The organism is Bradyrhizobium jicamae (assembly GCF_001440395.1).
In the GTDB taxonomy this organism is placed as follows: Bacteria; Pseudomonadota; Alphaproteobacteria; order Rhizobiales; family Xanthobacteraceae; genus Bradyrhizobium; species Bradyrhizobium jicamae.
Genome location: NZ_LLXZ01000125.1, coordinates 1 through 12154, shown reverse-complemented (window position 1 = coordinate 12154; position 12154 = coordinate 1). Strand labels below are relative to the sequence as shown.

The 12154-nt window shown below is 64.7% G+C and carries 10 protein-coding genes; all 10 read right to left on the bottom strand.

All coding sequences use genetic code 11. From position 1 onward, the window contains the following. A partial coding sequence (gene ftsZ / locus CQ12_RS21040) for a cell division protein FtsZ (RefSeq protein ID WP_063799781.1) occupies positions 1-1143 on the bottom strand: 1143 nt, incomplete at its 3' end. 88 nt (positions 1144-1231) lie between these two features. Continuing rightward, positions 1232-2551, bottom strand: a complete 1320-nt coding sequence (gene ftsA, locus CQ12_RS21035) for a cell division protein FtsA (RefSeq protein ID WP_057837223.1) — start codon at positions 2549-2551, stop codon at positions 1232-1234. Next, on the bottom strand, positions 2548-3543 hold the full coding sequence (locus CQ12_RS21030; protein WP_057837222.1) for a cell division protein FtsQ/DivIB: 996 nt from the start codon (positions 3541-3543) through the stop codon (positions 2548-2550). Before CQ12_RS21030 ends, ftsA begins: the two co-directional genes overlap by 4 nt. Before the next feature lie 311 nt (positions 3544-3854). After that, positions 3855-4847 (bottom strand): D-alanine--D-alanine ligase family protein, encoded by a 993-nt coding sequence (locus tag CQ12_RS21025; RefSeq protein WP_057837221.1) that lies wholly within the window; start codon positions 4845-4847, stop codon positions 3855-3857. A 114-nt stretch (positions 4848-4961) separates the two neighbouring features. Further along, positions 4962-5882 carry a UDP-N-acetylmuramate dehydrogenase gene (gene murB / locus CQ12_RS21020; protein WP_057837220.1) on the bottom strand — a complete coding sequence of 307 codons (921 nt, stop codon included), beginning with the start codon at positions 5880-5882 and terminating at the stop codon, positions 4962-4964. Between the two features lie 2 nt (positions 5883-5884). Beyond that, entirely contained in the window at positions 5885-7288 is a 1404-nt protein-coding gene (gene murC, locus CQ12_RS21015; protein ID WP_057837219.1) for a UDP-N-acetylmuramate--L-alanine ligase, read from the bottom strand. A gap of 158 nt (positions 7289-7446) precedes the next feature. Beyond that, on the bottom strand, positions 7447-8547 hold the full coding sequence (gene murG / locus CQ12_RS21010; RefSeq protein ID WP_057837218.1) for an undecaprenyldiphospho-muramoylpentapeptide beta-N-acetylglucosaminyltransferase: 1101 nt from the start codon (positions 8545-8547) through the stop codon (positions 7447-7449). A gap of 38 nt (positions 8548-8585) precedes the next feature. Further along, positions 8586-9737, bottom strand: a complete 1152-nt coding sequence (gene ftsW, locus CQ12_RS21005) for a putative lipid II flippase FtsW (RefSeq protein WP_057837217.1) — start codon at positions 9735-9737, stop codon at positions 8586-8588. Between the two features lie 302 nt (positions 9738-10039). Beyond that, positions 10040-11479, bottom strand: coding sequence for a DUF5107 domain-containing protein (locus tag CQ12_RS21000; protein ID WP_057837216.1), 1440 nt, complete (start codon positions 11477-11479; stop codon positions 10040-10042). Between the two features lie 119 nt (positions 11480-11598). Next, positions 11599-12154: glutamate ligase domain-containing protein (locus CQ12_RS20995; RefSeq protein ID WP_283807392.1), on the bottom strand; the 556-nt coding region annotated here is incomplete at its 5' end.

The window sequence follows — 12154 nt, the reverse complement described above, 5'->3', positions numbered from 1 at the left end:
AATCATCTGCGGCGCAGCCGTCGGCTCGAGCTTCTGGGCGCGTTCGGCCAGGCGCGCATTATCGGCGCGCAGGCGAGCGGTCAGTTCGGCCAGCCGGTTGTCCGGCGAAGCCGGGGTGGCGGCGGCCGGAGCAGCAACCGCAGCGGCGGCCGGGGTGCCCGCGTTGCGCGCGATCTGCGACTGGTCGATGCCGGTCGCGACCACGGAGACGCGGATGATGCCGTCGAGCGATTCGTCGAAGGTGGCGCCGACGATGATGTTGGCGTCCTGGTCGACTTCCTCGCGAATCCGGGTGGCGGCTTCGTCGACCTCGAACAGGGTCAGGTCCTTGCCGCCGGTGATCGAGATCAACAGGCCGCGCGCGCCCTTCATCGAGGAATCGTCGATCAGCGGGTTGGCGATCGCAGCTTCGGCTGCGGTCAGCGCGCGCTTCTCGCCGGTCGCCTCGCCGGTGCCCATCATCGCCTTGCCCATTTCCCTCATCACCGCCCTTACGTCGGCGAAGTCGAGGTTGATCAGGCCTTCCTTGACCATCAGATCGGTGATGCAGGCGACGCCGGAATAGAGCACCTGGTCGGCCATCGCGAAGGCGTCGGCGAAGGTGGTCTTTTCGTTGGCGACCCGAAACAGGTTCTGGTTCGGGATGATCAGGAGCGTGTCGACCACCTTGTGCAGTTCGGCGATGCCGGACTCGGCGGTGCGCATGCGGCGCTGGCCTTCGAAGTGGAACGGCTTGGTGACGACGCCGACGGTGAGGATGCCCATGTCGCGCGCGGTCTTGGCAATCACGGGAGCAGCGCCCGTGCCGGTGCCGCCGCCCATGCCGGCGGTGACGAACACCATGTTGGCGCCCGTGAGATGGTCGCGCAGCTCGTCGATGACTTCCTGCGCCGCCGCCGCGCCGACATCAGGCTGGGACCCCGCGCCGAGGCCCTGCGTCACCTGGGTGCCCATCTGCACGATGCGCTGCGCCTTCGACATGGTCAGCGCCTGCGCGTCGGTGTTGGCGACGACGAAATCGACGCCCTGCAACCCGGCAGTGATCATGTTATTGACGGCATTGCCGCCTGCTCCACCGACGCCGAAGACGGTAATCCGCGGTTTCAGCTCGCTGATGTCAGGGGGGGTCAGATTGAGTGCCATGGTTGCCTCTCTTACGACGCGCGCGTTGGTTCGCCCCGGCCGACGGCCGCGGGATTTGGGGAAAATCGTTTGGTTACAGGTCCGGTCATCAGAAGCCCTCGCGAAGCCATCGTCCGACCTTTCCGAAATAGCCGTCAGTCCCTGTTTTGAGCTGCCGCGTATGCCGCGGTTCGACGTGTTCCAGATGAGCGTATTGCGGATAGACCAGGAGGCCTGCGGGTACCGCGAACGAGGCGCTCTTGGCCTCGTTGGGCAGCCGGCCGAAACCGAGCGGACGGCCGATCCGGACCGGCCGGTTGAGAATGCGGGTAGCGAGTTCCACGGTGCCGGTGAGCTGGGAAGCGCCGCCGCTCAACACAACCCGCGCCCTCGGCTCTGCCGCAAAGGGGGAATCCGCGAGCCGGTCCCGGACCATTTCAAAAATCTCCTCGGCGCGATGCCGGACGATGTTGGCAATCGTGGCGCGCGAGACGATCTGCGGCGCATCGTGCTCCTCGCCCGCAGTCGGTACAGACATTAGCTCGCGCGCGTCGGACCCGCCGGTCAGCACGGTGCCATATAACGTCTTGATTCGCTCGGCATCCGCAATGCATGCGCCGACGCCGCGTGCAAGATCCATCGTGACGTGCTGGCCGCCGAGCGCAAAACCGCTGGCATGCACGAAACGGCCGCCGGAATAGGTCGCGATCGTGGTCGAACCTGCGCCCATTTCGACCACGGCGGCGCCGAGATCGGCCTCGTCGTCGGTCAATACGGAAAGACCTGCGACATAAGGACTCGCCGCCATGGCCTCGACGTTGAGATGGCAGCGCTCGACCACCAGCATCAGATTGCGGGCAACGGTGGCATCCACCGTCACCACCTGCATGTCGACCCCGAACTGCCGGGCCACCATGCCGCGGGGGTCGCGGATGCCCTTGACGCCGTCGAGCGCGTAGCCGACGGGGAGTGCGTGCAGCACCGTGCGCCCCTCGCCGGTGGCGTGGCGCATGCCGGTGGACGTCACGCGGGTGACGTCGTCAGCAGTAACCGCGCCGCCGCGGATATCGGCGGCCGCTTCGACAAGCTGGCCCTGCAGCCGGCCGCCGGAAACCGACAGCAAGACCGACTCGACGCGGACCTTGGCCATCCGCTCGGCCAGCGCCACCGTCTGCCGCACCGCCTGCTCGCATTCATCGAGATCGACCACCGCGCCGGCCTTGACGCCGCGCGACTGGATCTGGCTGTAGCCGATCAATTCCACGGCATGGCTGCGGCCGCGCAGCGCCTCGCTCGGCGGCGACGGCTTCAGCCGCGCGATCATGCAGGCGATCTTGCTGGTGCCGATATCGAGCGAAGCCACCAGCGCCGTGCGCTTGTGGTCGACGGGCCGCGTCTTCGGGGTCTGGTTGCGATCGAGGCCGGTCATGCTGAATCACCCGGCTTCTTCTTGGTCTTCTTGTCCTTGAACAGTTCTTCGCGGGCCTTCGCCGCATCTTCCGACAATTGCACCGTGAGCCTGTCAGGCAGGCGCATGTCGACGGCGACGATGTCGCGCGAGAACAGCCGGTCCTCCTTGTCGAGCTTGCTGAGCATGGCCAGCGCATTGCCGACGTCGTTTTCCGGCAGGCGGATGTCGAGGCCGTCCTTCAGCCGCAAATTCCAGCGCCGCTCGCCGACCAGGATCGCAGCCTTGGTGACGCTACGGACCTGCGGATAGCGGTCGAGCAGCGCGAGGAAATCGCGGGCCTTGAGGTCGGCGCCCTTCCCCACCACCAGCGGCAGCGTCATGAAGCGGCGCGACACATAGGGCTCCAGCACCGCGCCGTCCTCGGAGATCACGGCCAGCCGGCCGCCCTGCTGCCACAGCGCGAACGCCGTGCGCTCGACGAGGTCGATCTGCAACTGGCCGGGATAGAGCTTCAGGATGGTCGCATCTGATATCCACGGATTTGCCTTGAGCTTGTCGCGCAGAGTGGCGGCGTCGAGGAACAGCAGCGACGAGCGGCCATTGACGCCGCCGATCGCGAGCACCTCGTCCTGGCTCAACTGCCTGCGGCCGTTGATGACGACTTCGGTAATGCGGAATCCGGCCGAGTTGGCCAGCGCATTGCGGGTGTCGCTGAGCGCGGCCGTGAATGCGTCGAGGTGACCACCCTTGACGATGCCAAGGCCGGCGCTGCCGAGCAGCATCAGGACGGTCAAGGCGACGCCAAGGCGATTCGGCAGGTAGCGCTCGACCAGACGGACCAGGCGATTCGACGGCTCGCGATCGATCACGGGTTTGGCCGGGGTACGGGCACGGGCGCGACGGCCCAGCCACTCGCGCAGCAGCACGACCGCTCCAATAGCGGCTGCTTTCAGGTCAGCCTGGGGCCCCACCGATCTCACCGACCGCGTGAGGCGTCCTGCACCATCCATTGCACGAGCCTGTCCAAGTGTTGTTCCCGCAAGCTTTTTGCGGGTCTTCGCGAGTATTGGCTCAGATGACGTCTCGGCCGTGCCGGACTTAAGTGCTGACCTGACGTCGGAACAGCGCACACCCCGGCAGCCAAGCGCCACATGCGCCGCCAGCGTTAACCTTCGGACTTACTGGTAAACAAAGTGTAAAAACGCGGGGGTGGGGGCGCGTTTTGATGCGTCTTTTGAGTAGTTTGCCGCTCAACTGTTAGGATTTTGAAACAATTTTAATGGTCGGGCCCCGGTTCCCCGTTAACTCCCGGCCCGGCCGGTCATGCCCTGCCGCGGCTGCGCCGTTCGGCCAAGGCGATCTGATCGCGCAGGAAATCCGGAAATTCGATGCCCTGGGCCTTCAGCGCCTTCGGATAGAGCGAGGCGGCGGTCAGGCCCGGCAGGGTATTGGTTTCCAGATAGACCAGCCCCTTTTCCGAGACGATGAAATCGGTCCGGGAATAGCCGGTGCAGGACAGCGCCTTGTGCGCGCGGAGCGCCTGATCCTGCAGTTGAGCGGTGATTTCGGGCGAGAAGCGCCCCGGGCAGATCTCCTGCGTCGACTTCAGCAGATATTTCGCCGTGTAATCGAAGGCGCCCTCCCCCGGAACGATCTCGATCGGCGGCAGCGACATGATTGTCCCATCCGATTGCTCCAGCACGCCGCAGGTTGCTTCCACGCCCGCGATGTACGCCTCGATCAGATATTCCTCGGTCTTGGCGGCGTTGCGGACCGCGACGAGATCCTGCTTGGCGTTGACGAAGATCAGGCCGTAGCTCGAACCGTCGCGCGCCGGCTTTGCAATCAGCCTGCCGTATTCGGCAAACGCCGCGTCAAGGTTTTCCAGTTCTATGCCGGCCGGCGTTGCGACGCCTGCAATCGCCGCGAATCGTTTGGCCGCGGTCTTGTCGAAGGCGAGATTCGACGACGCCGACCCGGAGCCGGTGAAGGGAATGCCGCGCAGTTCGCACATCGCCTGCAGTTCGCCGTTCTCGGCCCGCCCGCCATGCAGCCCGAGCACCAGCACGCGATCCTCGGCCTTCGCCTTGTCCAGCGCCGCTTCCAGCGCAATGCCGCGGCTATCGGGTTTGAACTCATCCTCGAAGGGACGCGAATGCCCGAGCAGCGCCTTCGAGCCGACTTCGTGGACGGTGTCCGCCACGTGCCAGAACCAGAGATCGGCCTCCGGCAAGGCGCGGTGCAACGCCTGCGCGCTCGCCACCGAAACCAGCCGCTCTTTATTGGTGCCGCCGAAGAGAATGGTCGTCCGCATCAGCCTCTACCTATCCGTCATTCCGGGGCGATGCGAAGCATCGAACCCGGAATCTCTTCCCCATACTACTTCGAGATTCCGGGTCTGCTCCTTCGGAGCATCCCGGAATGACGATCAGACCGGAATCCCGATCCGCTTGATTTCCCAATGTAGCTCTATGCCAGAATTCGCTTTAACCCGCTCGCGCACGGTTTCGCCCAAGGTTTCAATATCATGGCCGGTGGCGTTGCCGGTGTTGATGAGGAAATTGCAGTGCATTTCCGAGACCTGCGCGCCGCCGACGCGCAGGCCCCTGCAGCCGGCGGCGTCGATCAGTTTCCAGGCGCTGTTGCCGGGCGGATTCTTGAAGGTGGAGCCGCCGGTCTTTTCGCGAATCGGCTGAGCGGTTTCGCGGTGATTCTGCACCTCGTTCATCCGCGCGCGAATGGTTTCAGTGTCGGTGATCTTCCCGCGGAAACGCGCGGAGGTGAAAATGATCGACGGGTCGACGCCGCTGTTGCGATAGACGAACTTCATGTCGGCATTGGAGAAGACATGCCTGGTGCCGTCGCGGCCGATGCCGACGGCGTCGAGCAGCACATCCTTGGTCTCGCCGCCATTGGCGCCGGCATTCATCCGCAGCGCGCCGCCGATGGTGCCGGGAATGCCGAAGAAAAATTCCATGCCGCCGATGTCGGCGCTTGCCGCGGTTTCCGCCACGCGCTTGTCGAGCGCGGCCGTGCCGGCGCTGACGATGTCGCCCTCGGCTCGGGTCTCGCCGAACGCCCGCGGCGACAGGCGGATCACCACGCCTTCCATGCCGCCATCGCGCACGATCAGGTTGGAGCCGACGCCGACGACATAGACCGGCAGTTCCTTCGGAAGCAGCTTCAGGAAGTAGGCGAGATCGTCCTCATCCGCCGGCGTAAACAGCACCTGCGCCGGCCCGCCGACGCGAAACCAGGTCAACTCAGCGAGCGACTGATTCGCGAGCAACCGCCCGCGCAATTGCGGCATCGCGGCTTTCAGATCGGGCGTGATGTCGGGAAAGGCCACTGTTACCCCAACGCCTTCAATTCGCCGGGCAGTGCGTAGGCCCATTGCGTGATGTTGCCGGCGCCGAGACACACGACGAGATCGCCGGAGCCTGCGAGGCCGTGAACGATTTTTGCCAGCTCCGCCGAACCCGGCAGCGGGATCACCTCGCGATGGCCGTGGGCGCGCAGGCCCGTGACGAAATGGTCGCGGTCGATGCCTTTGATCGGCGCCTCGCCGGCCGGATAGACTTCGGCGACGATGACCGCATCGGCGTCGTTGAAGCAGGTGCAGAATTCCTCGAACAGCGATTGCAGCCGGGTGTAGCGATGCGGCTGCACCACGGCGACGACCTTGCCGTTGGTGGATTCACGTGCCGCTTTAAGAACGGCCGCGATCTCGACAGGGTGATGGCCGTAATCGTCGATCACGGTGACGCCGTTCCATTCGCCGGTCCGGGTGAAGCGCCGCTTGACGCCGCCAAAACCTGCGATCGCCTTGCGGATCGCATCGTCGGACATGCCGAGTTCATGCGCCACCGCGATCGCCGCCGTCGCGTTCGAGGCGTTGTGGCGCCCCGGCATCGGCAGCATGAGGTCGGCGATCTCATGCGTGGTATCGGTCTTGCGGTTGCGAAACACGACCTTGAATGTCGAGCCGCCGCCGTTCGGCGTCAGGTCGACCAGCCGCACGTCGGCCTGCGGGTTTTCGCCATAGGTGATGATGCGGCGGTCCTCGATCTTGCCGACGAGGCTCTGCACCACGGGATGATCGGTGCACATCACGGCAAAACCGTAGAACGGCACGTTCTCGACGAAATTGCGGAACGCCTCCTGGATCGCGTCGAATGTCTTGAAGTGATCGAGATGCTCGGGGTCGATGTTGGTGACGATCACGACGTCGGACGGCAGTTTCAGGAACGTGCCGTCGCTCTCGTCGGCCTCGACCACCATCCAGTCGCCCGCGCCGAGCCGCGCGTTGGAGCCGTAGGCATTGATAATGCCGCCGTTGATGACGGTCGGATCGAGACCGCCGGCATCGAGCAGGGTCGCAACCATCGTCGTGGTCGTGGTCTTGCCGTGGGTGCCGGCGATCGCAACGCAGCTTTTCAGCCGCATCAGCTCGGCCAGCATTTCGGCGCGGCGCACCACCGGAATGCGCTGGGCGCGCGCCGCCATCAATTCGGGATTGTCGCGCTTGATCGCGGTCGAGACCACGACCACGTCGGCGCCGTCGACATTCTCTGACCTGTGGCCGACCGAGACCTTGACGCCCTTCTCCCGCAGCCGCGCGACATTGCCGCTTTCGGAGGCGTCCGAGCCCTGCACGGTGTAGCCGAGATTGACCAGCACTTCGGCGATACCGCTCATGCCGATGCCGCCGATCCCGACGAAGTGAATGGGTCCGATCTCGCGCGGCAGTCTCATGCAGTAATCCCTATCGTCATCATCTGCCTTATGCACTATTGCGCATAGGAGCGGATGATCCAGTATTCCGCGAAGCCGAGGCTCAAATCAGGCGCCGCTGAGTACTGGATGCCCCGCTTTCGCGGAGCATGACAAGGGGCAATTTTGCGCCCGACCGCCTAGATTCCGGCGGTTTTCATCACCAGATCGGCCAGCCGTTCGGCGGCGTCGAGCCGGCCGACCTGGCGGGCGGCAGAGGCCATCGCGGTCAGCCGGGCGGGTTCGGCGGCAAAGGCGGAGATTTCGGCGGCAAGCCGGTCGGGCGTGAACTCGGCCTGTGGGATCCGCACGGCGCCCTCCACCTTGGCCAGCACGCCGGCATTGGCGAACTGGTCCTGGTCGATCGCGCCCGGCAGCGGCACCAGGATCGAGGGCCGGCCGATCGCGGCGAGTTCCGCGACCGTGCCGGCGCCGGAACGCGAGACCACGAGATGGCTGGATGCCAGCCGCGCGGGCAAATCAGAAAAGAACGGCGCGAGCTCGGCCTTGATCTTGAGCCGGTCATAGACCGCCCGCACCCGCGCCATGTCTTCCTCGCGCACCTGCTGGGTCAGGACGATGCGGCTCCACAGCACCGGCTCGAGCCGTTCGATCGCTGGTGGCACGATGTCGCTCATCACCCGCGCACCCTGGCTGCCGCCGACCACCAGCAGGCGCAGCGGCCCGTTCGGTTCGGGCGAGGCAAACGGCTCTGCGGCCGCGGCAAGGATCGCGGGGCGCATCGGCGTGCCGACGGTCGTGGCCTTTCCTGCGAGCGAGGGATCGCGATCGAGCACGCCCGGCAGCGAGGTCGCAATCGCATTGACGCGACCGGCGAGAAAACGGTTGGCGCGGCCGAGCACGGCATTGGCGTCGTGAATGATGGCGGGCACACCGAGCAGCCGTGCCGCGATCAAGGGAGGCAGCGTCGGATAGCCGCCGAAGCCGACCACGGCCGCGGGCTTCAGCCGCCGCACGAGGTTGATTGCAACGCCCGTTCCATAGCCGAGCGTCATGACGGTACGCGCCAGCGACAATGGATTGCGTCCGCGCACGGTCTCGCTCGGCACCACGTCGATATTGTCGCGGGTAAAGAGCCCGCTGTAGCGCAGCGCACGGGCATCGGTGGCGAGCCGCACGCGCAGCCCGCGCTTGATGAGCTCGACGCCGAGCGCTTCGGCCGGAAACAGATGGCCGCCGGTGCCGCCGGCGGCCAGCAGAATGAGAGGCGCGTTGTCCATGGCTTCAAATAGCCGACGCCGCGGCGCTAGTCACGCCCTCAGGCGTATCCGCGCGCCACGCCGGCGGCGTTCATCGATTCCACCTCGGTGCGCGGACGTTGCCGCGTCAGCGCCAGCATCATGCCGACGCCATAGGCCAGCGAGATGATCGAAGAGCCGCCATAGGAGATGAAGGGCAGCGTCATGCCCTTGGCCGGAATCAGTTGCAGGTTCACCGCCATGTTGATCGCCGCCTGCACGCCGAACAGGATCGCTAGCCCCGAGGCCGCAAAGCGCGCGAACATGTCCTCGCTGGCATAGGCGCGCGTCAGCGTGCGAAGCACGACGAAGGCGAACAGCCCGACCAGCGCCAGGCAGAGGATGATGCCGAATTCCTCGGCGGCCACCGCGAACACGAAATCGGTGTGGCTGTCCGGCAGGCTGCGCTTGGCGATGCCCTCGCCGGGCCCGAGCCCGAACCAGCCGCCGTTCCAGAACGCTTCCATCGCCATGTCGACCTGGAAGGTGTCGCCGGAGGCCGGATTCATGAAGCGCTTGATGCGGCCCGCGACGTGCGGAACCAGCAGATAGGCGCTGAACAAGCCCGCCGCCGCCGCGCCGGCAAGGCCCGCCACCCAGATCATCCGCATGCCTGCGATGAAGAACAGCGCGCCCCACACCATCAGGACCAGCATGGTCTGGCCGAAATCCGGCTCCATCACCAGAAGCGCCACCAGCATCAAGAGCAGCGCCATCGCCATGGAGGTCGCCGGCATTTCCGGCCGCTTGGTCGATTCCGCAAACAGCCACGCCGCCATCACGACAAAGGCGGGTTTTGCGGATTCGGAAGCCTGGATGTTGACGCCGAGCAGCGTGATCCAGCGCCGCGATCCCTTCACCTCGGCGCCGAAGACAAGCGTCGCCACGATCAGGATGATGCTCACCACGAAGACCAGCAGCGCGAGACGGCGGATCTGCTTCGGCGACAGGAACGACACCCCGATCAGCACCATCAGGGACGGCAGCAGGAACAGCATGTGCCGGCTGAAGAAGTGGAAGGGATCGAGCCCGATCCTTGTTGCCACCGGCGGGCTCGCCGCCAGCGACAGGATCACGCCGCCCAGCATTAGCGCCATGATCGCGCCGAGCAGCAGCTTATCCACGGTCCACCACCAGTCCGAAAACGGGGTGCGTTGGTCACGGTGGAGCATGGGGGTCCCCAAATGGCAGAGGTAACGCCCATTGGTGGCGCAGGATGGTTTATGGGGGGTTAATGGGATGGGTAACTTTTGAGATAGTGGCGCGCCCCCGCTACAGGTCGTCATCCCCGCGAAGGCGAGGATCCAGTACGCCGCGGTTTCTCAGTTCGACTACCGGCGTCTCTGGAATACTGGGTCATCCGCTTTCGCGGATGACGACAGTTCGTAGGATGGGTGGAGCGAAGCGATACCCATCAATGCGTTTGGCGAAAGATGATGGGTTTCGCTGCGCTCTACCCATCCCTACGGTCGAACTACTTTATCTTCGTCTCGGCCGCGATCAGCTCTCGCCCATCCGTGGTCGTGATCGTCAGCCGTATCTGATCACCGCCGCCGGCCGGAATCGCCGTGGAAATGCGATTTCCGTTTTTCGGATCGGCTGTCACGGCGTCGTCGAACAATATCGCGTCGCCGCGTTTCAACGTGACGCGCAAGGGCGCGGCCGGTTCGATACTGAAGAACTGGAGATTCACATCGGAGCCTGCGGTCGAGAAGTTGATCAGGATTTTCTCGTTCGCATGCGTCACGTTGCTCATGCCGACGGTTGGGCTGTAGGTTTCAGGAATTGACACTTCGCCCCGCGCGGGAAGCATGGCGCGGTGGAAGAACTGGTCCGACACGCCCGCCCACAATTCGACGTAAGGCCGCGCTTCGTTCGGGTCCTTGCGCGCATCGGTTTCGTTCGTGAACGACTTATATCCCCACGTCCACATCTTCAGGCCGCGCGTCACCGTATTGTCGGCGATGCGGATGATCCCCTCCTCGTTGTCGTGGTTGATCACGCCCCAGAAGTTGCCGCCCTGCATATCGGGCGCCGCGTACGCGATGCCCATCGTCGGCCAGTTCCTGAAGTAGCGCAATTTTTCGAAACGGCTTCTGCCCGGCCCCGCGCTCTCGTCGCCGTCGGACAGGTTCTTCGACCAGGCGGGCGTGCTGTAGGCCGCTATCGGCGCAATGATTTCGGCGCCACCGGTTGTCCTGGGATTGTTCGGGTCCGATCCCGGTGCGAGCGTTGTGCACGTCCAGTACTCGTAATCGACCGTGTGGGCTTGCGGGTTTTTCAGAACCACGCGCGTATCGAGCCCGGCGCGATCGGCTTTCAGCGTGACATAGTAAGTCGCTTCGATACCCGTCGTCCCCTTGAGAAACTGGGCGGGTGCCGCAGAATACGCGAAGTCCCTAAGCGACATCGATACCGTCACTTCGCCGGCACTCTCCTTCACGATCCTGAAATTCCACGGCTTCAGCCATGTCCTGCCATGCTCGGGATCCGGGAATGTGGGAAAGATGCCGCCATAGACCATCAGCCAGTCGTAATAGAAGATGCCGGCCTTCATCCCGTAGGGCACACCCACCTCCGTGCGATAGAGCTGTTCGTGGCCGGTCGGCTTGTAGATGATGGAAATAATGCGCCCGCCGAACTCGGGGACGAGCGTCACCTTCAGATAGCGATTCTCCAGCACGCGGGTCTTGAACGTGCGATCAACGATGGTGTTCTTGTCGAGCGAGCCGTCGACGAATCCGTTCTCCGCAGTGGTCGCGTACTGGACGGTGCTCCACGAAATCGTCGACTCGCGCAAGGACACGCTGTCGGACGCTAGCGCCGCATCTACGACGGCATGAAACGCTGGGATCGCCGAGAGCACCCCAAGCGCGAAACGAATATGGGTGCGCGAGGGAGCATGAGTTGCCATTTGCGACGCCCTCGAAATTAGAGCACGATGTAGGATGGGTAGAGCAAGCGAAACCCATCAATCCGGTCCCGCAGCGATGGGTTTCGCTGCGCTCTACCCATCCTACGCGATCCTCTTTATCACACCACCGGCTTCACGCCGGGCATCGCCGTCACCAGATCGCGGAACGCGGCGCCGCGGATTTCGAAATTGCGGTACTGGTCGAACGAGGCGCAGGCGGGCGACAGCAGCACCACGGGATCGACGATCCCCGAGGCTTCGGCATCGCGCGCGGCATTCGCCACCGCGACATCGAGCGTTTCGGAAATCTCGTGCGGCACGCGCTCGCCCAGCGTTCCCGCAAATTCCTGTGCGGCCTCGCCGATCAGATAGGCTTTCCGGATACGCGGAAAATATTCGGTCAGCCCCGTGATGCCGCCCTGCTTCGGCTTGCCGCCGGCGATCCAGAAGATGTCGGCGAAGGACGACAGCGCGTGGGCGGCCGCGCCGGCATTGGTGCCCTTGGAATCGTTGACGAACAGCACGCTGCCGCGGCGGCCGACCTGCTCCATGCGGTGGGCGAGGCCGGGAAAGCTGCGCAGGCCGTTCTGCAACGTATCGGTCGAGATGCCCATCGCCAGCGCGCAGGCCGACGCGCAGGCCGCGTTCTGCGCGTTGTGCAGGCCGCGCAGCGAG

Bases quoted from the DNA above. Each gene is read 5' to 3' on its own strand.
- murC (WP_057837219.1), bottom strand. From the start codon at position 7,288: ATGAGACTGCCGCGCGAGATCGGACCCATTCACTTCGTCGGGATCGGC.
- murG (WP_057837218.1), bottom strand. From the start codon at position 8,547: ATGGACAACGCGCCTCTCATTCTGCTGGCCGCCGGCGGCACCGGCGGC.
- CQ12_RS21000 (WP_057837216.1), bottom strand. From the start codon at position 11,479: ATGGCAACTCATGCTCCCTCGCGCACCCATATTCGTTTCGCGCTTGGG.
- CQ12_RS21030 (WP_057837222.1), bottom strand. From the start codon at position 3,543: ATGGATGGTGCAGGACGCCTCACGCGGTCGGTGAGATCGGTGGGGCCC.
- ftsA (WP_057837223.1), bottom strand. From the start codon at position 2,551: ATGACCGGCCTCGATCGCAACCAGACCCCGAAGACGCGGCCCGTCGAC.
- CQ12_RS21025 (WP_057837221.1), bottom strand. From the start codon at position 4,847: ATGCGGACGACCATTCTCTTCGGCGGCACCAATAAAGAGCGGCTGGTT.
- ftsW (WP_057837217.1), bottom strand. From the start codon at position 9,737: ATGCTCCACCGTGACCAACGCACCCCGTTTTCGGACTGGTGGTGGACC.